Here is a 24,560-nt window from a genome sequence, read left to right on the forward strand (position 1 = left end):
AAAATTATTTTTTGACGCCGAAAAAAATGTATAATTTACGTTCGATAAAAATGCCCTTGACAAGACCTCAATTATCGAGGTGGGTATTCGCCTCGGCCGCCGTATTTCTGGCGGCCCTCGCGCTCGCCATTCCGTCATATGCCGATTTCTGGACGGAAAACTCCGCTTCCGATTTCTCCAACGGATATTTCTCCCGCACCACTTCCACCGTAGCGTCGCCGCCGATACGGATCCAAAACGTCGCCGACTGGTACACAGTTCCCGGCAACACGTGGCAGGAAAGACAGCCCGTTAAAATAACCAACTCCGCCGGAGTACTCACCGAATATCAGCTTCAATTGACGCTGAACACCAAGGGTTACGTGGATTCGGCCAAATTGCGTTCCGACGGCGCGGATTTAAGAGTAACGGATTCCGACGGCGTAACGCTGTTGCCCTATTGGGTGGACACAAGCACTCCGATCAACGCCAACACCGCCGCGCCGATATGGGTCAGGATTCCGTCCGTCCCCGTAGGCGAGAAGACCATATATGTTTATTACAATAATTCCAGCACGGCCTCATCGCTTTCCAACCGTCATAATGTAGACGATTTCTACGAGGACTGGTCGAGCGCGGCCATAGACCCGGGCAAGTGGTCTATGGGCGGGCAGGCGCCTTTTCAGATTACGACATCATCGAAATACGCCGGCGCTTATTCGGTGCGGTCGGGCACCATAACGCACGGACAGGAATCCTACATACAATTCACGGTGAATCCCGCCATGGCTGCCCGCGTCACTTTCTGGTGGGCCACTTCCTGCCAGCCCGAAATAAATTCCGACCGTCTGCGTTTCTATGTGAATAATATGGACTCGCATATTTCACTCATAGGCGGTGAAATACCGTGGACGCAAACCACGCAGAACCTTGCCGCGGCGCCGAATACCATCCGGTGGAAATACAACAAGAACACCGACGGAATAAGCACAGGGCTTGACCGCGGATGGGTCGATTTCATTTCCGTGCGCAAATATACCGCTTCGCCGCCCACACTCGACTACTCTCAGTCGCCGGAAATCGTGGGCTACGAGTATTACTTCGACGGATATTATCTTTCCGAAGTAAAAGATCTCGGCGGCGAGAATACCCACATCAACAGCGCCTCATGGACGGTCACGACCCCCGCCGGGACGTCGGCCAATATTCAGTACAGGCGATCCAATTATTCGTTCAGTTTGCAGAGTTCAACGCCCACGCCGTGGACGGCTTTAAGTAACGGCGCGCCGCTTACAAATATTCAGGGACGCTACCTTCAATATCGCGCCGACCTCTCGGGACCGGGCACGACTTCGCCGGCTCTTGTGGAAATATCCGTGGATCACAGCCCTGTGCCGCAGAGGCCTTCGGGCTTCCGCGGGACGGCGGTTTCCTCGACGGTAATTCACTGGGAATGGTCGGATAATTCAAGCAACGAAACGGGTTACAGAATATACTCGGGAACGGTTTCCGTGCCCGCCGAGGGTTATGTGTCTTCGCTTACGGGAATGCTCTGCGAACTTGGGGCAGACGCCACTTTCTACACGGAGCATAACCTGTCGCCCAATATACTCTATAACAGGTACGCAGTGGCATATAGCGCCAACGGCGGCAACGCGTCGAGCCGCTCGTCGGACTCTCGGCTGCTTCCGGCGGGCGTAACGACCTATTCGCACGCGCCGGTTCCCGTGGCCGAGGAATTCGCTTTTCTGCCGGGTGCGGGCGTTCAGTATAACACTGTTCCGACGGAAACGGCGATTTATCAGTCGACGTTTATGTTCACGTCGGATATGTCGACTACATCCGTGGAGTACTACCGTTTTGTGTTCAGCACACAGCCCTCGCACTCGTGGGTTAATACCGAGACGGTGTGGATTCCGAATGTTTCCACGGTAACCCATCCCGACTCCGGCGATCTCCACATTAAAAAGGCAATGATAATTCCGCAGGCGGGTTTCAACTCCGAGTCGTGGTATTTCCACGCGCGGACATACAACAAGGGCAATATCCCGTCGGGCATAAGCACGCTCGGACCGTTTTACTACCGCGGCTCGCCTTCCGCCATAACGGACCTGACGGCCGTGCCGTCGCCCACGGACGAAGGCCGTGTGGTGCTCTCCTGGACGGCTCCGTCGGACAACGCCGGAACGGCGCAACTGACAAACGGCCGTTTTGTAATCAAGCGTCGCGCCGACTTCCTCATAAACACCACAACGCAATTCGACGCGGCGGTTACAGTCGCCAATATTTCGACCACCGCTGCGGCGGGGCAGCTGCAGACCTATGTGGTTACGGGTTTGACCCCGGGCAGTATATGGGGCTTCTCCATAAGATCCGTCGACTATCAGGGAAATTACTCGGATGTTTCCACGCATATTCTGGATTCCGCAAACACCAGAACCGCCGCCGCCAAAGTGGCAAAACTCGTATATGTCACGCCCGCCCGAACCGGCGAAGTGGGCAGCCCGATAGGTCCTATTACCGTCGAGGCCCGCGACGCTTCGGACAGAGTTTTGCGTCTGGACACCGCTCAAAACATCTCGCTTGTGACCGACTCTCCCGACGGAGAATTCTCGCTGTCGGGCGACGAAGGCAGCTTCGGAATAACATTCGTAAATATCGCGGCAGGTTCTTCGCAACAGTCGTTCTTCTACAGGGACTTGCAGTCCGGCAACCCCACTATTACCGCAGACGAGTCCCCGTCCGCCGATTGGGCTTCGGCTCAGCAGCAGCAGACCATCCTTCCGGCCAAGGCCATAAGGTATATGGTAACGCACGACGGCGCCGGAACCATAGGTATCGACGAGAATCTGACGATATACGCCAACGACGGTTACAACGCCGGCAACATATCGGTGGAATACGAAGGCGGAATGATATCCACAACCACCTTCTCCGGAATGCAGGTCATTCCGTCCACGCATATGTACGCCTCCGCCGACGCCGGCACAAAAAATTACACATTAAGAAATCTCTTCTACGCCGGTCCCGGCGTCGTGAACGTTTATGAGGCGATAGCACAGAATTACGTCGATGTATGGGCAGGCGCCGGCGGCCGCGCGTGGGCCGCTGCCGACGAAGGCATCATAAAGAAAACGGCCAACTCCGGCGGCGACTGGTTCGCGCAGCGGTACGCGGTGGGTTCGGCATCGGGATTCTACGGCGTTCATTCTCCCGACGGTTCGCTGGCCTGCGCCGTGGGCGAAGGCGGAAGGATTTTCGTAAGCACCGATTCCGGCACCGGATGGACTCAAAAGGCATCGGGCGTAGCCGAGCGCATAAACTCGGTTTACTTCGCCGATGTCTCCACGGGCTTCGCGGCGACGGCCTCAGGCAAGGTTCTTAAATCCGACGACGCCGGCGAGACATGGTCGAATCTCGGCACAATGACCGGCGCGCCCGCGCTTTACTCCGTGTTTTTCGTGAGTCCGTCGACGGGTTTTGTCGCCGGAGCGGGGGGTAAATTATTCAGAACGCTCAACGGCGGATCGGCGTGGAGCGACATATCCCCGGGCGACACCGGCGATTTCAGAAAAATATTTTTCTACGACGAAAGCGCGGGTTTCATTGCGACATCCGGCGGCAACGTTTTAAGAACTACCGACGGCGGCGATTCGTGGACATTGGCGGCGGCGACCGACCAGGCGCTTTACGGCATATCCTTCGTGAGTCCATCAAACGGAATTGCCGTGGGCGACAAGGACACCATAGTCCGTTCCGCCGACGGAGGAGCCACTTGGGTGCTTGTGAGTTCGGCCGCCGCGGGACGTCTCAACGGCGTGTCGTACTTCCCGGGCACGGCGATAGCGGTGGCGGCGGGCACATCGGGCAGACAGTTTCGCACCACCAACAACGGACTCGCGTGGTCTCAGATCAGAATGGCCGGCGCGTCGTCGGAAATGCGCTGGAACGGAATGGTTTCCACCTTCGTTCCCGTCGCGCAGCGGTTAGTCCAAAGAAAAAATAACCAGGCGGTCGCCCGCCTCGGCCTCTGGAACGCGTACGGATCGAACTCTTCGGCCAACCGTGTCACCGTCACGCGAACCGGCTCGGCCGCCGGAACCGCCGTCACGTCGGTAAAAGTATATCGCGACAGAAACGGGAACAGGGCGTTCGACGCCGCGGACGAGCCCTATCTCGGCGAGGCGGTTTTTGTGGGCGATTCCGCGCAGGTTAACTTCGCCAATCAGACGATTTCGGCGACAACGTCGTATTTCTTCATCACTTATTCCCTTGCGCAGGACGCGCCCATAGGCGCAACACTGGGGGCGCAATTTAATTTCGGCTGTGTCGGCTCCGTCGGCAATCCGTCGTTTTCCAGAAATAATCTGCCTTACGACATCGCGCCGAGAGACATAATACCGAGTTCAAACACCATTTTTATGACGATACACTCAACTACGCCGGCGCAAGTGGAGCAGGGCGCAAGAAACGTCAGAATATCGTCGTTCTCGATGATAGCCGACATCGGCGAGTCGCCGTTTACCCGTCTCAGGGTGGACATCTCGACGAACAGCGTGAACCTTGCCCCGTCCGACATAGAAAAGCTTAACCTTTACAGAGCCGACAACTGGGACGACATCGGAGTTACGCGGCTTGTGTCCACCGCGGCTTTCAACTCTCTTGGCGTGGCGGCGCTCAATATCGCGCTTGCGAATAATCCGACCGAGCCGGGGCTTTTCGCCGACATCGACGCTTTTACGACGGCTCAATATTTCCTGACCGCCGACATATCGCCAAACTCGAAATATTCTTCCGACACTCAGGATGTAAGGTTCGCGGTGACGACGAGATTTACCACCAACTACTTTACCCTCGACGCCGAAGGAGCCAACGGCATATTGCCGGCGGGGAAACTGTTCTTCTCGGGCGCAGTAAAAATAAATGTCGCTTCCGACAAACTTACCGTAAACCCCGTGATTGAAGCCATCCCCATACTCAGACAGTCCGACACGAAGGTATTTATGCCTTTGAACCTCTCGCTCAACGACAATAACGCCGTGTGGACGAAGATACGCATAGACAGGTCCACGGGATCCACCGCGGTCGATGCGGACGTTGAGAGAGTTACCCTTTACCGCGACGTCAACGGAGACGGCGAGCTTAATGAATCCGTCGACGCGGTTGTCGGCAGCGCAAGGTTTTCCGGAGGCATCGCCGATATTGTTTTTGCCGTTCCCGAGACGCTCAATACAATACTGCCGGCCCACACCACATATTTCGTCGCCTGCGCAATTTCCAAGCGCGCCACCGTCGGAGCCACACTGGCTCTGAGGATGGCTTCCACATCTTATATAACGCTGGGCGGCGTTGACCAGGTGATGCCCACCAACTTCCCTATACAGTCGGCGGAAGCCACAATACAGGACTTCCCCGACGAGGTTACCGCCTCCGTGCGCTCGCGCGCGCCCAGAGACGCGACCGTGGCCGAAACTAACGTCCTTATGCTTTCGGCCGAACTGCGGGCATTCTGCGACGCCACGCTCGACAGGGTGGTGGTGGCGCTCGAAGGAACCGCCGAGCCATCAAACGTAGTCGCGGCCAAGATTTTTTACGACGACGACGGCGACACGCTTTTCTCCGCGTCCGGCGACACGCTTCTGGGAGCGGGGACATTTGACAGTAACGGCATCGCCTCGATAGCGCTCGCCAGTCCGCTTACGATTTATGACGCGTCGAAGATGATTTTTGTTGTCTACGATTTTGAACCCAACTCCACACCCGATCGCACCGTGGGCGCGGGGCTGGATTCTTCCGGCCTTCAGTATAACCTGCCTAACTCGGGACAGAATTTCGGATACATAAGGTCCACGTTTATGGGACTTCTCGACAGGCGCACTCCGTCGGTGCCTTCCGCCAAATTTGTCATAGACGAACCCGGCGGCATAGAACTTGAGCCGGGTAAAATAACTTACTTCATCAACAGGAAAGCGTCTTTGAAATTCTCCTGGACGTCAATCGCCGAAAACGGCGTCAGGGACCTCGGCTACGCCGCCGCGTCATTCGATATGACAACGAGCACCGACACGCCCGACGTTACCGCATGGCGAGTATCCTCCGACGATAATATCGACTTCGACCGTCTGAACCTTAAACACAATACGACATATTATGTCTGGTGCAAAGCCACCAGCGCCGACGATTTTGTGCGCGTCAACACCTTTGAAATGAAAGTCGACCTGACCGCCCCGCCGGATCCCGAAAAACCCCAGACAACCGCTCAGGACGAAACTTCCCCTGCGGCGCCCGCCGCCGCGCCGCGTCGCGCGTCCGCGTCGGGATACTGGGTTTCGTGGGAACCCGTGAGAGACATCGAGTCGGGCATACTGTACTACGAAATCTCCGAAAAGGTCGGCACGGATATGTGGGTGGCGCTGGGCACGGCCACGGCCGTGGAATATTTCGTGGCGTCCTCGTCGCCGTCGCAGTTTTACTATTACCGCATCCGCGCGAAAAATTACGCCGGCACATGGAGCGCCTATTCGCTTCCGTCGTCTGTGGCGTACATATCGCTTCCGGACGAAACGCTCGATATGCTCTCCACATATCCCAATCCTTTCGATTCGCGCCTGGCCTCCTGCAAAATAGTTTACATACTCAAAGGCCCGTCCGCCGTGGATATGAGAATATACGACCTGCTGGGCAATCTGGTGCGCAAGTGGGACTACACCGCCGGTTCCGAAGGCGGAGCGGCCGGCTTTAATGAAATCAGATGGGACGGCGCCGATTCTTCGGGTTATAAAGTGGCGATGGGAATGTATATTCTTTCAGTGGACGTCACGCCTGTCGACGGAGAAAAGAAAAATAAACGCTGGAAAATCGGTGTGATACATTAGGGCAGTGGTTAGTGGATAGTGATTAGTGGTTAGAATAAAGAGTTTTTTTATGAATAAGTCATATATTCACACTAAGACAATAGGAACGGCGCTGTCTCGGCCTTTGATACGCTGCGCCCTTGCCATTTTTATTTTTACTATCCACTACCCACTAACCACTAATCACTGTCTTTACGCCGCCGGCAGGTCCGGCGCGTTCATGTCGTGGGGCGCCGGAGCAAGACATCTTGCGCTCGGCAGCGCCGGAACGGCCGTGGGCGACGCCGACGCTTTCTCGCCATACTATAACTCCGCTTCGCTTGGCTTCATTGAAAAAAAAGAAATCGGCACGCTTCAGGCCGTACTTTGGGAAGAAACCGCTTACAGCTACTTATCTTATGTGCATCCCATGCTCGACCGCGGCGCTATCGGTTTCGACGTCATACGACTTTATTCCGGCGGCGCCGTAAAGACCGACGAGAACAACCGCGTGACGGGTGATTTTGCCGGCCAGCAGATTGCCGTGGGCGTAGGATACGGCAAGGCCGTCACCGAAAAACTTTCCGTGGGATTGCGCGGCCGTGTTCACAATAACACTCTGGACACCGTTTCGGCGTCGGGCATTGCGATGGACGTGGGCGCCGCGTACCGATTGACGCCGCTGGCCGACGTGGGATTGAGTTTCGCCAACGTTATATCGGTGATTGCGGGCGACACTTCGGATACTATGCCGGTAGTGGCGAAAATCGGCGGCGGCTACAGAGTTTTCGGCGAGCGGTTGCGGCTGGCCATGGACTACGGCGCTACGCTGGGCGATGGCTCGTCCGTCGGATCGTATGCGGTCGGTATAGAGAGCCGTTTGAATAAATATTTTGCGCTGCGCCTTGGCAAGAATCGCCAGGAGATGACCGGCGGATTCGGCTTGGGCTTCGGCGGTTTCAATCTGGATTACGCCATGGCCACTCATTATCTGGGACTCTCGCACCGCGCGTCGTTCAACTTCCGATTCGGACGTTCGATGGCGGAACTCCGTGAACTGGCGCGCAAGGCCTCCGCCGCCGCCAAATTGATAGAGAGCTCGGAGACGACATCCGTCGCGCCCGAGGACGAACAGCGCATTATGGCCTTCCAGGAAAATTATCAGAGCGCCATCAATATGTACAAGAGAGGGTTGTTTACCATAGCTCTGGACCGCTTCAAAAACGCCGGCAACATAGACCCCACGGATCCCGACGTTCCTCTTTACGTCGAGCGCCTGAACCTGATAACCCCGATTGTCCCTCAGAATATGTCTACGGATAAAGTCAGCGAACTTATGCGCCGCGGCATAGTGTATTTTGTGGAAGGCCACGGGCAATCGTCGGTAAAAACGCTGGCCTACGCCCTCTCTCTGGAACCCGATAATTTCACAATGATGAGATTGCTCGGCCGCGTCGAGGAAAAAACCGGATACCGCGTGGACCGCTCGCAGCCAGCGTCGGGACTTACGCTCGTCGATAAAATGCAATACGAGGGTTTGATAGCGTTCAAGAAAAAAGATTACGCCGAGACGATAAAACTCTGCGAAGAGATACTTTTACTTGAGCCCGACAACGCCCTGGCGCTTAAACGAATGGGCTCGGCCTTTTACGCTCTGGGCGAAAAAGACAAAGCCAAAAAGATGTGGGAGCGCTCCAATGAACTCGTTTACGACAAGAATCTCGACGATCTTATAAAGAAAATCAAATGATAGTCAGACCGATATTTAATTTATTTTTGTCATTGTAAGTACAGTGTCGGTGCGCGGGGTGACTTCCGCGGAGCAATCTGACTTCGCAGTGTCACCCTGAGCGAAGCGAAGGGTCTCGTAACTTGTAGCAAGATTCTTCGTCCCGCCAAAAACCGGCGGAACTCAGAATGACAAAAGCGAGTGTGTCGCTCGCAATGACAGGCGAGGGCGTTCCTCGTAATGACGTTTTCATGGAGAGACAATAATGAATAAAACCGCCGGAGCGCTTCGATTATTTATAGCCGCCATATTCTCATTATTGTCGGCGGCGTCTGCTTTTGCCGCGACGTCTCTTATGGAAGAGAAACTGCTCTTCGAGAAGGCGATTCAGGACCGCGCCGAGAAAATCGTCGAAAAAATAACCGGCTCCAAGGAAATGGTGGTGCTCACCACCGTCGAACTTGCCTACGAGGAGTCCAAGAAGGATGGCGAGCGCGACGCTTTCGCAGGCGCCCGCCGCGCCGAAGAGGACTATCTGCCCGGCATCACTTATTCTTACGTCCCTTTCGACACTTACAGCATGGGTCAGCAAAATGTCGTCATAAAACGGATAACGGTTCTTATTACGCTTCCTTTGGAAACCCAGGAACTGCTCTCAGAGCGCGTCCGCAAGGAAACAAACGAATTGCTGGGACTTAATCCGCTGCGCGGCGATACCGTGCAGGTAACAAAGATCGCATTCAGCCGCGAGACAAAAAAACTTCGCGAATATCTGGAAGATTATTCGCGGCATCTTTACTGGTTTTTCCTTATGGGACTTCTCACGCTGTTTCTGTTCGGCCCCGTGAGAAGTTTTTTTAAAACAGTCGTAAAAGCTATGGAGTTAAAGATCGAGGCGGACACCAGGATAAGAGGCGGCGCGGAACTTACCGGCGCGGGTATGGGCGGCGGGGGCAATCCGTTCGGCGGCGGTTCTATGGAACTCGTCCTCGACAGAAAACGTCCGCAACTCAAGGAAGGAGAGCAAAACCCGATGAAGCGTTTCGGATTCATTAACGACGCAAATCTCAAAAATCTCATCTACCTGATCAAAAAAGAGCCGGCGGAATCTATCGCCGTGGTAATAAGTTATCTGCCGCAGCATATGGCCTCGCTGATATTGACGGAACTTGCGCCGGCGACGCAGGCCAAGGTGGCCATGAATCTTGCCACCGTCAAAATTCTCAACCCCGCCGACGTGGATTCGATAGAAAAAGACATAAAGACAAAAATAGATTACCTCCTCGGCGGAGAAGAAAACTTTATGCAGATTCTCGATTCCGTCAACCGCGAAACGCAGGAGAACATACTAAAGACACTCGAAACCGAGAATCCCACCCTGGCCGTAAAACTCAAGAGCCAGTTGTTCTTCTTCGAGGATTTGATACTTCTGGACAAGACGTCGCTGCTTAAGGTCATAAGAGAATCTCAGCGCAGACAAATATCCCTGGCTCTGGCTCTGAAAAACTCGCCCGAAGAAATCAAGACCAGGGTAATGGACGCTCTTACCGAAGGCGCCCGCGCAATGCTGGCCGAGCAGATAGACCTGCTCGGAGAGGTCTCGGACAAACGCATTCAGGAAGAGCGCAAGATGATAGAGGCCGCCGTCAAGGATTTGGAGAAAAACGGCGACATAGTTATAGACCGCGCCAAAAAAGAACAGGGCGACGGCTATGATATAGTGACGAGAAAATAAAAAAGAAGTGGTTAGTGGATAGTGAATAGTGGATAGTAAAGCCCTTCGTTCGGCTACAGTCGGTTAGCAAAAACGGACTATCCACTATTCACTATTCACTATCCACTGCCCCTAAGGAGACATTAGATGGACATAATGACAGTATCAGGTTTGTTGATAGGCGGCGCGGCGATATATTATACGATGTATGTCGGCGGTGTCGTCGGGTTGCTTCTGAACGCTCCGGCGGCCGTGCTGGTGTATGGCGGCACGCTCGGAGCCACACTCGTTACCTACCCTTTTATCATATTGAAAAGAGTGCCGAAGGCGATGATGCTCGTATTATTTCCGCCGAAGCGCTATACGCCGCAGTATATGATGAGTATGCTTCTTCGACTCGCCGAAAAAGCTAAAAAGTCGGGCGTTGATTCTCTTGAGGCCGAGTTCCCGACCCTTAAAGACCCGTTTCTGGAAGACGGCCTGCAAGCCGTGCTTGACGGTCTCGACCCCACGGTTGTGCGCGAGAACCTTGAAAAAGAAATAGTGTTTCTCCGTCGCAGACACTCCCAGGTAACCGCAGTTTTTAAAAGCATGGGCGCATACGCTCCTATATTCGGTCTGCTGGGAACTCTTATTGGCGTCGTACAGGTGCTTCAAAACCTGACCGACCCCACATCAATAGGATCGTCGATGGCCGTCGCCGTTACCACCACGTTTTACGGCATCTTCGGCACGAACTTCATATTTCTGCCCACGGCCGGAAAACTCGCCGCGCTGACGGAACAGGAAGTGCTGCTCAAGGAAGTGGCCATCGAGGGCATTCTCTCGATACAGGCGGGCGACATACCGCTCATAGTTTCAAGGAAACTTCACTCGTACCTGGCGTACAAAACCAGAAAAGAGGCGAAAAAATAAAATACGACGGCGCCGCGCACCGGCGCGAATAGAGATAAAAATATGGCTATTTTCAGGCGTATGAGAGACAGACGCGCCCGTCCGCGCGAGGACGGCGACGACGGCGGCACAATTTGGCTTACCATTTATTCGGATATGATGACCAACTTGATGCTGTTCTTCCTGATGCTTTTTACAATGTCCCGTCTGCAAACGGGTTTGCGCGAGGACTTACAAAGCGCGCTCAAAGACCAGTTCAGCGGAAAAAAAACCGAGCAGAAAGTCGAAGAAAAAAAAGACGACCGGCAAATGGAGGAATTAAAAAAAATAGCGCTCGTCGAGGAGACGGAGTCCAGAATCAAAATAACGCTGCCCGCGCCCGTCCTGTTCGACATAGGAAAGGCCGATGTAAAATCCGAAACCGGACAAATACTCTCGGAAATATCAAAACCGCTCAAGGAAAGCAAATATCCCATTACGGTCGAGGGACACACCGACAACATCCCGATGTCGGGAGGGAAGTATAAATCCAACTGGCACCTGTCGGCCGCCCGGGCGTTTGCGGTGCTGAATTATCTCACGGAGAAAGAAGGCATCAGTCCCGCGCGTATGTCGGCGCTGGGCTATGGCGAGTATCAGCCGGTGGCTTCAAACGATACCGAGGAAGACCGCGCCAAAAACAGAAGAATAGACATAATCCTTGTGAAAAAATAAAATGCCGCCGCGTCTTTAAGGAATAATTATGAAACCCGAAGATATACTCAAACAACGTCTTGCCGAACGCGATGCCAGACAGGCCGAGGTCGCCGAATCGTCGGGCCGGAAGCGCGCTCATCGCGCCGATGAAGACGATATCAACCCTGAGTCGCTATGGCTGATTCCCTACGGAAATATGATGACGGTGCTGATGGTTCTTTTCCTGATTTTGTATTCGTTCACATATAACCAGAACTCATCGAGTTACGAACAGGTGCTTACGCAACTTCAGAGCGAATTCACCAAACTCGACAAAAAAGCTCAGGAAAAATTCGAAGCCAAGCAAAAAGAAAGCCAGGCCGCCGCCGAGATATCGAATTATCTTTCCGAAAAAGGCCTGGACAAACTGGCGAATGTGGACGTAAACGCCCAGCGCATCAGAATACAGCTGGCTACTCCCGTGTTGTTTGATTCCGGCGACGCCGAACTGAAACTGGAAGCGGCGTCCGTAATGGATGAAATAGCCGAAATGCTGCGTAAAGTGCCCAACAAGGTCATAGTCGAGGGGCACACCGACAATATTCCCATAAGCACTCCGAAATATGCCAACAACTGGGAGCTTTCCGTCGATCGCGCCATAAACGTGATAAACTATATGAACAAACTCGGAGTTCCGTCCGAAAGATTCGCCGCGGCCGGTTACGGCGAGTTTCAGCCGGTGGGAACCAACGATACCCTCGAAGGCCGCTCGAAAAACCGCCGCATCGAGTTCATAATAGTAAGGACATAAGTCGACAGATCCCGCCTATATGCAGTCGCTCCGAAAGCCGCTTTCCGCATACGTAATAGCCCCCGCGTGGCTTATAAAGTCCCGACGGGAGCATCTGCTTGCCGAGCGCAATCTCCGTCGGCTGGGATTCAACATTTTGAATCCCGCTTTCCGCCCCGCACACATGCTGTGCGCGGGGTCCGCCGCCAAGGCCGCTGAAATCAGGCGCGCCTTCCTTGACCCGCGCGCGGATGTCGTTATGGCTTTACGCGGCGGTTACGGCTCTATGAAAATATTGCCGTATCTGGACTTCTCCGTCATCAAAAAATCTCCGAAAATACTGGCCGGTTTCAGCGACCTCTCGGCGCTTCTGAATCCTATTTACGAAAAAACCGGCGTAATCGGTCTGCATTCTCCGATGTTATGGAACTTCACGTCCTTGCGACCGCTTGCGACCCGCTCTTTTATCAACGCTCTCGACGGATTTCCGAATAAAAATCTTTTGGACGGGGCCGTCTCGCGGACTTTTGCGGCGGGCCGCTCGACCGGTGTGCTGAAGGGGGGCAATCTCGTCACGCTCACCGCGCTCATAGGCACCCCGTGGGAGACGGACACGCGCGGAGCCGTGGTTTTCCTTGAGGACGTCGACGAGAAAATGCACGAAATAGACAGATGTCTCGCCCATTGGGCGCTGGCGGGCAAATTTCAAGGCATTCGCGGGCTGGCGCTGGGTGATTTCAGGGGCGTGGATACTCGCGCGGTATTCGATGTTATACGCTCTCTTGTCAATGTGAAATGCCCCGTTATATATTGTCCCGACGTCGGTCACGTCCCGCGCAAAATCACGTTTCCCGTCGGGGCGCGGGTAGCCCTCAACGCTCCGCGTATATCCGGCACGGCCGCGCTCGAAGTGCTTTCGCTGGACGGCTATCCCGCCGTTGGCGGGCAATCCGCAAAAAACCAATGAACATATTATTCGTCGTAATAATATCCGTGAGCGCTCTGGCCGCCGTAGTCACCGGACGTCTGGGCGCTTTCACTCAGGGAGTTTTCGAGGGCGCCAAGTCGGCCGTCGAGGTATCGCTTTATCTTTTGGGCATAGTGTCCCTGTGGATGGGGATAACCAAGATACTCGAAGACGCCGGCCTGGTGGCAAAAATAGCCCGCTTTATGCGTCCCGCCGTCAGAATACTTTTCAGAAATATCCCGCCCGAACATCCGTCCCTGGCCTCCATTACCATGAACTTCCTGGCTAATCTCTTCGGCCTCGGCAACGCGGCCACGCCTCTGGGCATAAAAGCCATGCGCGATTTGAGGTCTCTTGAACCCGACTCCGACGACATAACGTTCGAGATGATGCTTTTTATAGTCATAAATACGGCCAGTATTCAGCTTATCCCGTTTACCGTCGTGGGTCTTTTGGCGCAATACGGCTCGTCTAATCCGTCGGCGATAATTCTGCCCACTATAACGGCCACCTTGATATCCGCGGTAACGGCCGTGCTCATACTTTTTGCCTTCAGGAAGTTTTCCAAGAAATGATAAAAACTTTTGAATATCTCTCGACGGCCGTCATACCCGCGTTTCTTCTTTTCGCCGTAATTTTCGGCGCGGCGCGGAAAGTCAGGGTCTACGACTCTTTCGTCGCCGGAGCCAGGGACGGACTTGGACTGATAGCCAAAATATTTCCTTATATTCTGGCGGTTCTTGTGGCAGTAAGGACTTTTCAGGCGTCGGGCGCGTTCGAGATATTGCAGAAAGCGTTCTCAAAAACCCTCGGCGCGCTCTCGATTCCGGCCGAGGCATTGGGCGTGGCTCTGGTAAAGCCCTTGTCGGGTTCGGCTTCGCTTGCCGTTTTTGCCGACGTACTTAAAAATACCGGAGCCGATTCGCTGCCGTCTCTTATGTCGGCGGTAATAATGGGAAGCGCCGAGACGACCTTTTATGTGCTGGCCGTATATCTGGGGGCGGTAGGAATTAAAAAAACCAAATATCTGGTGCCGGTGTGCGTTATGTCCGACGCAATAGGAATAGTCGTGGCGATAATCACGGCGAAACTTTTTTTCAAATAGCATAATGCAGTGGTTAGTGACGAGTGGATAGTGGCGAGTAAAAATGAGCACTGCTACTAACAACTTGCCACTGGTCGCTATCCACTACCCACTTTTTTGACATGTGCCGCGTTTTGGGAATAAAAAACTACTCTAAGAATATCCACCTGCCGCTGGTCGGCGAGTTTTTGCGCCTTGCGGTTTGCGGCCGCGTGCCCGAAAATTCCAAACCCGGCCACACCGACGGCTGGGGCTTTGCCGGCTATGACGCCGCGGGCGCTCCGTCGGTAGTTAAAAGCGGGGGGTCGGCCATAGACGAAAGAAACAGGATTCTCGACGAGATTAAAAAAATCGACGCCTCGCCGGTTCTCATCGTCCACCTGCGGAAATCCGCCTGGGACGACACGACATACGCCCGCCACGCCCATCCCTTTACGTTCGACAAATATATTTTCGCCCACAACGGCACCGTCGAAGATTACAAAAATCTTGCGGGCGAAATACCGTCCGATATCCGTCCGGCCGACGATTCTTGCGATACCGAGGTATTGTTCAGGTATCTTGCGGGGCGCGTAATGAGCGGACATTTGCCGTCGGTTTATAATAATTTGCGCGCGGCTTTCGCGGACGTCGCCGTAAATCGCGCGCACACGTCCCTGACGTCGCTTTTTTCCGACGGCAAAGACATCTACGCTTTCCGCGAATATACCAAGCGGCCGGATTATTACACCATCCACGCCGCGTCTGTCGGATATTCGGCGGTGGTTTCTTCCGAACCTCTGCCCGGAATCAAAACAAACTGGCGGCCTATGGAAGCCGGCGAACTTCTCCGTCTCTGATACCCTCGAAAAATAGTATACTCTTACCGCCTGAACCTGTCGCGACGCGGGAAAACAATGAAATACTTCATAAAAACTTTCGGATGCCAGATGAACGCGGCCGATTCGGATTTTGTGGCCGACGCGCTTGAAAGGCGCGGCTATGAACGGAACGATGCGCCGGAAAACTCCGATTTTATCGTCGTAAACACCTGCACCGTCCGACAACACGCCGAAGACCGCGCGCTGTCGTATCTCGGGACGCTCAGAAAAATCAAAACGCGCAATCCCGCGGCGAGAATATTTCTTATAGGTTGCGCGGCGACGCGTCTCGGAAAAGAAATTAAGCGAAGATTTCCTCACGTTGACGGCATCGTACCGGCTCCCCGGATAGAAAGTTTCGACGCGGAGTTCGGCGGTGAAAGCGTTTCGTCCGCGCGCGTCGGACAGCGGGGAAAAATCTCCGCCTCCCCGAACGGCCAGCGCGCGCGCGAATTCGTTACCATATCGCGCGGCTGCTCCAATTTCTGCTCCTATTGCATTGTCCCTTACGTTCGCGGCCCGCATATATCCCGCCCGCAGCGGGAAATAATCTCCGACGTGGAAGATGTCGTAAAAAGCGGCCCGGGGCGGATAACTCTTCTGGGACAGAACGTAAATTCTTATTCTTCGGAAGGAATGAGCTTTGCCCGCCTGCTTAAAACCGTTTCCGCCGCCGAAGGCGTCGAAAGCGTGGGGTTTCTCACAAGTCATCCCAGGGATATGAGCGATGAAATAATAATCGCCGCCGCCGGCGAGCCGAAAGTCAGAAAGCATTTTCACTTGCCCGCTCAGTCGGGATCCGACAGGATACTTTCTCTGATGAATCGCGGATACACGCGCGCGCGGTACCTTAAAGTGATTGAAAGCGTCCGCAGGAATTGTCCGTCGGCCGAGATCACCACGGACATAATTGTCGGCTATCCGTCGGAAAAACCGGAGGAATTCGAAGATACCCTTTCGCTTATCCGCGAAGTTCGCTTCGACGGCTTTTTCGCGTTCAAATATTCTCCGCGCGAGGGTACGGCCTCCGCCGTTATGGCCGACGATGTGCCGGTACATGAAAAGGAACGCCGACTGGCGCTCGCGCTCGAACTTTGCCCGTCGAAGGCGGCCCGCGCGTGAAAAATTTGCGTGTCCTTCTTGCGGCTTCGGCCGCCGCGGGCAAGAGAAAACTTCTCCGCCACAAATTCATTATCGCATTATTGGTTCCGGCCGCGCTCTTGGCCATAAACGCGCCCGGAATTATCAAATCGCTGGTTTATTACGATGTGATCAGGGAACACGCCGTCAGGCGCGACATAGACCCGCTTCTGGTCGTATCCATAATCTACGCGGAATCGAGTTTCATGCCCGCCGCCGAGTCGCACAAAGGCGCAGTGGGACTTATGCAGATTATTCCCTCGACTTTTGCCGAATTGAGAAAAGAACTCGGCATGAAGAACGACGTAAGCGTCCTGAAAGATCCGCGTGTCAACATTAAGGTGGGCGTTTATTATCTTGCCAAGCTCCGTCGGGAGAGATGGGTAGAGAGCGACATCGAGCTTCTGGCGGCCTACAATGCCGGTCGCGGGAAAGCCCTTTCGTGGAAAAGGGATTCGGGCGGCAGGTTGACGGCCGAAAAAATACCTTACAAGGAAACGCGCGACTATGTCGCCAAAGTCACGCGCACTCACAGATGGCTGAAAAAAATATCGGGAAAATAAAATCCGGCGGGACTTCGGGACACGGGGATATAACGCCCCTGATGAGCCAGTATGCCGCCATAAAATCCGCGCATCCGGATTACATAGTATTTTTCCGTCTCGGCGATTTCTATGAAATGTTCGGCGACGACGCCGTAGAGGCGTCGCCTATTCTGGGTGTACTGCTGACTAAAAGACAGCAAACGCCTATGTGCGGCGTGCCTCACCACTCCTCGGCAAACTATATAAAAACGCTTTTGGCGGCGGGCAAGAAAATCGCCTTATGCGAGCAGGCCGAAGCGTCCGACGGCCCAAAAAAACTGTTGAACCGACGGGTCGTCCGCCTGATAACGCCCGGAACGGTGTGGGAGGAAAACCTTCTCGACGCCCGACGGTCCAACTACGTGATGGCCGTCGCCGCCGGTCCCGACGGTCTTGCCGGCATCGCCGCGGCGGACATCAGCGCCTCCGACGCTTACATCGCCGAAATTCCTGTGTCCGAACTCGCGGGGGAAATAGCGGCGCTCTCGCCGGGGGAAATCATAGTCCAGGAGTCGCGCTTCGCCGACTTCAAAAAAATCTTAACAGGCGCCGCGCTCCTTACGGCCGAACCCGACTGGTTTTTCGACGAAAACAGGGCGCTTGCCAAAATGACCGAGACCGCCGGCGTAGCCACGTGGAAGTCCATCGACCCGGGAACGCACGCCGCCGCCCGCTCGGCGATGGGCGGGCTGCTCTCGTATCTGGAGCGCATACGTTTTCCCGATTCGGGCAAGGTAGTGTCGTCGGCGGTTTTCAGATCGCCCTCGGACGTCCTCCGGCTGGATTCGTCGGCCATAAAAACGCTTGAAATCGTGTCAAATATGCGCGACGGTTCCGTCGAGGGCACGCTGCTTGAAGTGCTCGACGATACCGCTACGCCCGCCGGCGCGCGACTGCTTAAAAAGACGCTTCTGGCGCCGCTCACCGACCCATCGGCCATATCCCGCCGTCACGAATGCGTGGGATTCCTCGTCGAAGATTCTTTTCTGCGCCGCATCCTCCGCGAGGAACTCGCCGGCGTGGGCGACGTCGAAAGAATCCTGACGCGTCTGAGCGCGGCCTCCGCCTCGCCGCGCGAAATCCATCATCTTTCCGCGTCGCTAAAAAAAGCCGCGCGGATAAAAAAAGCTTTCGACGGCGATTCGTCGCCGTCCATGGCGCCGCCTCCTCCTCTTTTGGCGGAAACGCTTTCGCGGATAACGTCGCTTGAAGACGTGACTTCACGCATTGACGCGGCGATAGACCCCGACGGCGGCGCCGACGGGTTCATCAGGGCGGGTTTCGACTCCGAACTCGACGGACTCGGCGGAATAGCTGCCGGCGCGCGCGACTGCATACTCGAACTCGAACGAAGCGAAAAAAGCCGTACGGGAATTAATTCTCTGAAGATAGGTTATAACTCCGTCAGCGGATATTTCATAGAAGTCACCAAAGTCCATTCCGTTTCGGTTCCTTCGGATTACACCCGCAGACAAACTCTGGCCCACGCCGAACGATACTCGGTTCCCGCGCTCGTGGACATAGAGCAAAAAATACTTCACGCCGCGGAGCGCGCCGAAGCGCGCCGGAAACTGCTGCTCGACGGCATAAGAGATCTCATCCTGGCGCGAAAAAAGGAAATATCCGCCTTGAGCTCCGCCGTCGCCCTCATAGATGTTTTGTGCTCCTTCGCACAGACGGCCGCGTCCGGACTCTGGACGCGCCCGTCGATGAACTCTATGGACGCCATCGACATTAAGAACCTCAGGCATCCCGCGGTGGAGCATCGGCTTCACGCCGGAAAGTTTGTCCCGAACGACGTACTCCTCGACGGAAATCAAAATCAGATAATTCTTTTGACCGGCCCCAATATGGCGGGCAAGTCCACTTATCTCAGGCAGACGGCCATCGCCGTTGTTCTGGCGCAGGCGGGTTCGTTCGTGCCCGCTACCTGCGCCGTGATGGGCGTGGTCGACAGGATATTCACCCGCATAGGTTCCGCCGACAATCTGGCGGGCGGGGAATCCACATTTATGGTCGAGATGACCGAGACCGCGTCCATCCTGCGCGGCATGACTCCGCGTTCTCTGATTATTCTCGACGAGGTCGGCAGGGGCACGTCCACTTTCGACGGAATATCGATAGCGTGGGCCATAGTCGAATATCTGCACGAGCGCGCCCAGTCGCCCGACGGCGAGCCGCTGGGCGGACCCAAGGTGCTGTTCGCGACGCATTATTTCGAGCTTACGGAATTGTCGGAAAAGCTGCCTCGCGTAAAAAATCTCAGTGTAAGCGTAAGCGAATGGAAAAACGAAGTCGTGTTCCTGCATAAAATCGAGCCCGGCGCGGCGGACCGTTCCTACGGAATCCATGTGGCAAAACTCGCGGGAATGCCGTCGGACATAATAGATTCGAGCCGCAGAATCCTCGCCGATTTACAGACCAATTCACACGGCCTGCTCAAGAAAAAAACCGCCGAGGGATCGTCTGCGTCCCAGATGGATTTTGAGGATTTTCTGATATTTGATAAACTTCGGAATATCGACGTGGAAAGCATCACACCCGTCGAGGCGCTTAATCTTCTGGCGGATATCGCCGGAGCTTCGGTCGCAAAGGCCAAAAAAACGGAGAAACCACAATGAAAGACGACCGCCGCGGGCACATCAGATTCCCGGTCGCTCACGACTTGGACAACGTAATATCGATGGACGTAAAAACCGGCGCAGGCATTGTCCACGACGAGGCCGTCATATCCGATCTCTCCGCCGGCGGTCTGGCGCTGCTTACGCCCGCGGATTTCAAAACCGGCAAACAATTCGAGATGGCACTGCAACTGCCGTCACTTAAAACCCGAACCATAAAATGCCGCTGCGTGCGTGTCGAAAAAAAACCGGACATCAACAGGGTCGGAATCGCTTTCATTGATATAAAGTCGGAAGACAGAAATCACATAAGCGCCATCGCGCGCGACTATAACGATTGCGAAACAAAGCTCGCGCTGGGCGTAACCGACGTGTGCTTCAAAAGATGTCACTACTATAATCTCTGCGGCAAGAATGTCAAAATCTGAAGTTCCTTCCACGCGACGGTCCATCCGCCTTCTGGACAAAAACACAGTCGAAAGAATCTCCGCCGGAGAGGTGGTGGAGCGCCCCGCTTCCGTCGTCAAAGAACTCATCGAGAATTCGCTGGACGCCGGAGCGCAAAATATTTCGGTCGAGATAGAGGGCGCGGGGCGTAAACTCATAAGAGTGGTCGACGACGGAAGGGGAATACCCGCCGCCGAACTGCCCAAAGTTTTTCTTCGCCACGCGACAAGCAAGATAACGTCTTACGACGATCTCTTCCGTCTCGACACCATGGGCTTCAGAGGCGAGGCGATGGCTGCGATTTCTTCCGTGGCCGAAGTCAAAGTCGAATCCGCCGGGGCGCTTCCGGATGGAGTAAGAAGCCGCGGCGCGGCAATATCGGCGGCGTATTCAAAAATATCGGGCGTATCGCCGTCTCCGGTATCGGCGGGCGCGGCCGTTGAAGTCGCCGGACTTTTCGCCAACACTCCGGCCCGGCTCAAGTTCCTTAAATCCGACGTCACCGAAAAAAACGCCTGCGTGGCCGCGGCGCTTTCTCTGGCGATGGCCAACCACGGGACCGCGTTTCGGCTTTCCGTCGACGGAAAAAGCGCTTTCCGGCTCGAAGCGGCAAAGTCCGACGGGGAAAGATTGGCCGCCGCTCTCAAAAAAGACATTTTCGGCCGCGCTGTATTTTTTGAAGCGCGCGGCGGAGACGTCGCCGTGCGCGGATGGATATCCCCCATAGACGCTTTTGTGCCCGCGCGTTCGATGCAATGGGTCTTTGCCAATCGCAGGCCGGTATCATCGAAAACCGTCTCGTCGGCCGTATACGAGGCGCTCAGGGAATTTCTGCCGCGCGGGCGGCATCCGGTCTTCGCGGTTTTCGTCGATGTGCCGCCTTCCGCCATAGACGTCAACGTAAGCCCCACGAAACGCGAGATAAAATTTGCCGACGATACGTCGGTGTTCAAGGCCATCAGAAGCGCGGTCGGCGGCGCTCTTGCATCGTCCGGGCCGGTAAGTTATGGTTTTGCTTCGCGGCGCACGCCCGCTATGACGGATGCGCGAGGGATGTCATACGACGCGTCGGAAACTTCCGCGACGACGGAGAGCGAATCCGCCGCTTTCTTTGCCTCGGAACTGGCGTCTTCGCGCGTAAAGTTTATAGCCGACGTTTTCGGATACTGTCTTATCGCCGCCGACGGCGACGGACTTTATCTTATAGATTCGCACGCGGCTTCTGAAAGAGTTCTTTACGAAAAATACCGTTCGCGCAAAACCGCCTCGGCATCGCAGTTGCTGCTGGCGCCGATGGTAGTGGACATACCCGCTTCCGTCTACGCGGATGTTGTGACGAATATCGACAAACTCGACGACCTGGGATGGAAGATAGAACCTTTCGGCGAGTCCTCGCTGAAATGTTCGGGCGTTCCCGCGGCGCTCGGCGACATCGACGCCCGCTCGGTGCTGATGGCTGTTTTCGAGCCGTCGCGCGAAAGCGGCTCGACTTCGCTTACGGAAGAAGATATAATCAAAAGGTCCTGCCACGCAGCCGTACGCGGGAGGGATCGGCTGGGATTCGTCGAATACCAACGGCTCCTAAACGATCTTTTCGCGTCCGAGAATTATCAAACCTGCCCGCACGGCAGGCCGACACTCGTAAAAATCTCCTCGTCGGAACTGGCCTCGAAGTTCCGGCGAACCTAATATTAGTTTCGCATAATGCGCCCGTAGTGAAACGGATATCACGGAAGCCTCCGAAGCTTCTAGTTCGGGTTCGAATCCCGACGGGCGCGCTCCTGCCTCGGGGGATATGTCCGATAATGCCGAAATACATAGTCATAACAGGTCCGACCGGCTCCGGCAAAACCGCCGTAGCCGACGCGATTTGCGAGGCGGCCGTCGGCGAAATAATATCCGCCGATTCGCGGCAGGTCTACAAAGGCCTTGACGTGGGAACAAACCTGTCGCCCACGCGCGCGCCGCAGCATCTGGTGTCTTTTCTGTCGCCGGGAAAAGCGTACTCGGCGGCGGAGTTCTTTGAGGCGGCTCGGGCGGCCGAACGCGACATAGCCGTCCGGGGGAAACTTCCGGTGATTGCCGGAGGCACGGGGCTTTACATTAAAACGCTTTTCGACGGCGGCCTCGACGCTATGCCCTCCGCCGACCACGCGCTGAGAGCGCGCCTGAGCGGACTCTCGACGGCGGGAATATACGAAAAACTCAAATCCGTCGACCCCGCATCGGCCGACAAAAACATCGGCAATCCGCAGCGGCTTCTGCGGGCGCTTGAAGTGTTCGAGCTTACCGGCGTTCCTATGTCCTTGCGGCGCGATCCCGCCCGTCGGGACTCCCGCCGCGCGCGCTACTACTGCGCCGGGCTTTCCGTGGAACGCAATATCCTTCGCGCCGGGCTGGCGGCGCGGGCGCGCCGCATGGTCTCGGGCGGACTGATCGACGAAACCCGTCGCGTTCTCGGCGAAGGCCATCCGCGTTCCTGTCCGGCTTTCACCGGTATAGGATATCGCGCCGTCTTCGATTTCATCGACGGCAAAATCGATTCCGAAACGCTCATCGAACGGATTGCCGTCGACACAATTAAATATGCCAAGCGCCAGACCACATGGTTCCGCACGCAAACGCCTCCCGATAAATGGTACGACGCGTCTCAACCGGCGGCGGTTACGGCTTCGCAGATTCTGTCCGACGCCGCAAAGAACGGCGGATAACGTAAAACACTGAAACCAAATTGAATAGATTTTGTCATTCCCGTCCCGCTTGTCATTCCGTGCTTGACACGGAATCCAGCGGGATAAACTCCAGCGGGAATCCAGACGTCGTTCCCGCGAACGCGGGAATCCAGAATTTAAGGTTATAGTAGATTCCCGATAAAAACATTCGGGAATGACATTTTGGGCAGATTCCCGATAAAAACATTCGTGGTAGGCATTCTGGAATGAACGAATGTTTAAAAATAGTTTTCTTCAATGGTTTAAACTAATGGAAAAAGCGATACTTTTCGGAGTAAAGACCGCCTCGGAAAGCGGACAATCTTTCGCAAACTCTATGGAAGAGCTCAAGCGTCTGTCCGCCACCGCGGGGGCCGTGGCGGCCGACGTGAAGACGCAGTCGAGAGAACGTCCCGACCCGGCTTATTTCGCCGGCAAAGGCCGCATGGATGAAATAAAGAAACTCGCCGCGCGGCTCGGCGCATCCGCAGTGATATTCGACAATATTCTGAAGCCCGCCCAGCAAAAAAATCTGGAGGAGTTGCTGGGGCTTAAGGTCATCGACCGCGCGCGTCTCATACTCGATATTTTCGCCCGCCGCGCCCGCTCCGCGGAGGGAAAACTTCAGGTAGAACTCGCCCAGATGAATTATTTTCTTCCCAGGATAACGGAGCGATTCGGCACTTTTGAACAGCAAACGGGCGGAATCGGCACAAGAGGCCCGGGCGAAAAAAAACTTGAAGTGGATCGCCGCCGCATAATGGAGAGAATCGCAAAACTTAAAAAAGAAATCGGGGAACTATCGTCCAGAAGAACGACCATGCGTAAATCGCGCCTGCGCGGCGGAACTCCCACGGTGGCCATAGCCGGTTACACCAACGCGGGCAAGTCCACTTTGCTCAACCGCCTTGCCCCGTCCAAAAAAGTTTACGCCGACGACAAACTCTTCGCCACGCTCGATCCCGTCTCGCGCGCCGGACGGCTTCCGGGCGGACGCGCGGCGATATTTACCGATACAGTCGGCTTTATCCAGAATCTCCCGCACGAACTCATAGACGCTTTCAAATCCACGCTGGAAGAAATAAAGCACGCGCGCGTGGTCATTCATCTCATTGACGCGTCGTCGGAATATTGGCGCAGACAGCGGGAAGTGGCCGCCGAGACCATAGCGTCGCTGAATCCCGAAGCGCGCATAATGGAGGTCTATAACAAGATAGACGCGCTTCCGCGCCCGGACGCGCGCGCGTTCAGGGGAGATGGCCGTATACTTATATCGGCCAAGACCGGAGACGGCGTGGATGAATTACTCTCGGAAGTCGAAAAAATCGTAGAGCCGAAGATGATACAGGCGGTCTTTTTTCTGCCGTACTCGGAGCATAAACGCTTGACCGGAATATACGATTTGAGTATAATTACCCGCAAGCGGTATACCGACGACGGCGTCGAACTGTCGCTGGAATCTACCGAAGAAAATTTATCGCGGATAAAGAACATCGAAGGTGTCCGTTCCGTCCGCAGGGCATTGAAATAAA

17 protein-coding genes and 1 tRNA gene are annotated in these 24,560 nt (G+C 55.1%); all 18 read left to right on the forward strand.

The window, feature by feature from the left end:
• Window positions 1-26 precede the first annotated feature (26 nt).
• A complete protein-coding gene (locus CVU77_01520; protein PKN02127.1) occupies window positions 27-6,854 on the forward strand; it encodes a hypothetical protein in 6,828 nt (2,275 codons plus the stop codon).
• A gap of 199 nt (window positions 6,855-7,053) precedes the next feature.
• Complete coding sequence (locus CVU77_01525; GenBank protein PKN02128.1) at window positions 7,054-8,562, forward strand: hypothetical protein; 1,509 nt, start codon at window positions 7,054-7,056, stop codon at window positions 8,560-8,562.
• A gap of 244 nt (window positions 8,563-8,806) precedes the next feature.
• On the forward strand, window positions 8,807-10,276 hold the full coding sequence (locus tag CVU77_01530; protein PKN02129.1) for a hypothetical protein: 1,470 nt from the start codon (window positions 8,807-8,809) through the stop codon (window positions 10,274-10,276).
• Window positions 10,277-10,402: 126 nt separating this feature from the next.
• Complete coding sequence (locus tag CVU77_01535) at window positions 10,403-11,170, forward strand: motility protein A (protein ID PKN02130.1); 768 nt, start codon at window positions 10,403-10,405, stop codon at window positions 11,168-11,170.
• Between the two features lie 42 nt (window positions 11,171-11,212).
• Window positions 11,213-11,863 carry a hypothetical protein gene (locus CVU77_01540; GenBank protein PKN02131.1) on the forward strand — a complete coding sequence of 217 codons (651 nt, stop codon included), beginning with the start codon at window positions 11,213-11,215 and terminating at the stop codon, window positions 11,861-11,863.
• 28 nt (window positions 11,864-11,891) lie between these two features.
• Window positions 11,892-12,635 (forward strand): hypothetical protein, encoded by a 744-nt coding sequence (locus CVU77_01545; GenBank protein PKN02132.1) that lies wholly within the window; start codon window positions 11,892-11,894, stop codon window positions 12,633-12,635.
• Between the two features lie 19 nt (window positions 12,636-12,654).
• A complete protein-coding gene (locus tag CVU77_01550; GenBank protein PKN02133.1) occupies window positions 12,655-13,581 on the forward strand; it encodes an LD-carboxypeptidase in 927 nt (308 codons plus the stop codon).
• Window positions 13,578-14,156, forward strand: a complete 579-nt coding sequence (locus CVU77_01555; GenBank protein PKN02134.1) for a spore maturation protein — start codon at window positions 13,578-13,580, stop codon at window positions 14,154-14,156. Before CVU77_01550 ends, CVU77_01555 begins: the two co-directional genes overlap by 4 nt.
• The gene (locus CVU77_01560; GenBank protein PKN02135.1) at window positions 14,153-14,686 is read left to right on the forward strand and encodes a spore maturation protein; all 534 of its coding nucleotides are present in this window, start codon (window positions 14,153-14,155) and stop codon (window positions 14,684-14,686) included. The genes CVU77_01555 and CVU77_01560 overlap by 4 nt, the downstream gene beginning before the upstream one ends.
• A gap of 101 nt (window positions 14,687-14,787) precedes the next feature.
• Window positions 14,788-15,504 carry a class II glutamine amidotransferase gene (locus CVU77_01565; protein ID PKN02136.1) on the forward strand — a complete coding sequence of 239 codons (717 nt, stop codon included), beginning with the start codon at window positions 14,788-14,790 and terminating at the stop codon, window positions 15,502-15,504.
• A gap of 57 nt (window positions 15,505-15,561) precedes the next feature.
• Window positions 15,562-16,647 carry a tRNA (N6-isopentenyl adenosine(37)-C2)-methylthiotransferase MiaB gene (miaB, locus tag CVU77_01570; protein ID PKN02137.1) on the forward strand — a complete coding sequence of 362 codons (1,086 nt, stop codon included), beginning with the start codon at window positions 15,562-15,564 and terminating at the stop codon, window positions 16,645-16,647.
• Window positions 16,620-17,228: a lytic transglycosylase gene (locus CVU77_01575; GenBank protein PKN02138.1), complete on the forward strand. Its 609-nt coding sequence runs from the start codon at window positions 16,620-16,622 to the stop codon at window positions 17,226-17,228. The genes miaB and CVU77_01575 overlap by 28 nt, the downstream gene beginning before the upstream one ends.
• Window positions 17,045-19,870: a DNA mismatch repair protein MutS gene (locus CVU77_01580; GenBank protein PKN02139.1), complete on the forward strand. Its 2,826-nt coding sequence runs from the start codon at window positions 17,045-17,047 to the stop codon at window positions 19,868-19,870. Before CVU77_01575 ends, CVU77_01580 begins: the two co-directional genes overlap by 184 nt.
• Window positions 19,867-20,298 carry a hypothetical protein gene (locus CVU77_01585; protein PKN02140.1) on the forward strand — a complete coding sequence of 144 codons (432 nt, stop codon included), beginning with the start codon at window positions 19,867-19,869 and terminating at the stop codon, window positions 20,296-20,298. The genes CVU77_01580 and CVU77_01585 overlap by 4 nt, the downstream gene beginning before the upstream one ends.
• Window positions 20,285-22,006, forward strand: coding sequence for a hypothetical protein (locus tag CVU77_01590; protein ID PKN02141.1), 1,722 nt, complete (start codon window positions 20,285-20,287; stop codon window positions 22,004-22,006). The genes CVU77_01585 and CVU77_01590 overlap by 14 nt, the downstream gene beginning before the upstream one ends.
• 17 nt (window positions 22,007-22,023) lie before the next feature.
• Window positions 22,024-22,095: transfer RNA gene (locus tag CVU77_01595), tRNA-Arg, on the forward strand.
• 27 nt (window positions 22,096-22,122) lie between these two features.
• Complete coding sequence (miaA, locus tag CVU77_01600; protein PKN02142.1) at window positions 22,123-23,028, forward strand: tRNA (adenosine(37)-N6)-dimethylallyltransferase MiaA; 906 nt, start codon at window positions 22,123-22,125, stop codon at window positions 23,026-23,028.
• A gap of 235 nt (window positions 23,029-23,263) precedes the next feature.
• A complete protein-coding gene (gene hflX, locus CVU77_01605) occupies window positions 23,264-24,559 on the forward strand; it encodes a GTPase HflX (GenBank protein PKN02143.1) in 1,296 nt (431 codons plus the stop codon).
• Window position 24,560 lies beyond the last annotated feature (1 nt).

This window comes from Elusimicrobia bacterium HGW-Elusimicrobia-1 (genome assembly GCA_002841695.1).
Taxonomy (GTDB): domain Bacteria; phylum Elusimicrobiota; class Endomicrobiia; order PHAN01; family PHAN01; genus PHAN01.

Bases quoted from the DNA above. Each gene is read 5' to 3' on its own strand.
- CVU77_01540 (PKN02131.1), top strand. From the start codon at position 11,213: ATGGCTATTTTCAGGCGTATGAGAGACAGACGCGCCCGTCCGCGCGAG.
- CVU77_01555 (PKN02134.1), top strand. From the start codon at position 13,578: ATGAACATATTATTCGTCGTAATAATATCCGTGAGCGCTCTGGCCGCC.
- CVU77_01580 (PKN02139.1), top strand. From the start codon at position 17,045: ATGGGTAGAGAGCGACATCGAGCTTCTGGCGGCCTACAATGCCGGTCG.
- hflX (PKN02143.1), top strand. From the start codon at position 23,264: ATGTTTAAAAATAGTTTTCTTCAATGGTTTAAACTAATGGAAAAAGCG.
- CVU77_01545 (PKN02132.1), top strand. From the start codon at position 11,892: ATGAAACCCGAAGATATACTCAAACAACGTCTTGCCGAACGCGATGCC.
- CVU77_01535 (PKN02130.1), top strand. From the start codon at position 10,403: ATGGACATAATGACAGTATCAGGTTTGTTGATAGGCGGCGCGGCGATA.
- miaB (PKN02137.1), top strand. From the start codon at position 15,562: ATGAAATACTTCATAAAAACTTTCGGATGCCAGATGAACGCGGCCGAT.
- miaA (PKN02142.1), top strand. From the start codon at position 22,123: ATGCCGAAATACATAGTCATAACAGGTCCGACCGGCTCCGGCAAAACC.
- CVU77_01550 (PKN02133.1), top strand. From the start codon at position 12,655: ATGCAGTCGCTCCGAAAGCCGCTTTCCGCATACGTAATAGCCCCCGCG.
- CVU77_01565 (PKN02136.1), top strand. From the start codon at position 14,788: ATGTGCCGCGTTTTGGGAATAAAAAACTACTCTAAGAATATCCACCTG.
- CVU77_01560 (PKN02135.1), top strand. From the start codon at position 14,153: ATGATAAAAACTTTTGAATATCTCTCGACGGCCGTCATACCCGCGTTT.
- CVU77_01525 (PKN02128.1), top strand. From the start codon at position 7,054: ATGTCGTGGGGCGCCGGAGCAAGACATCTTGCGCTCGGCAGCGCCGGA.
- CVU77_01530 (PKN02129.1), top strand. From the start codon at position 8,807: ATGAATAAAACCGCCGGAGCGCTTCGATTATTTATAGCCGCCATATTC.
- CVU77_01520 (PKN02127.1), top strand. From the start codon at position 27: ATGTATAATTTACGTTCGATAAAAATGCCCTTGACAAGACCTCAATTA.
- CVU77_01590 (PKN02141.1), top strand. From the start codon at position 20,285: ATGTCAAAATCTGAAGTTCCTTCCACGCGACGGTCCATCCGCCTTCTG.
- CVU77_01585 (PKN02140.1), top strand. From the start codon at position 19,867: ATGAAAGACGACCGCCGCGGGCACATCAGATTCCCGGTCGCTCACGAC.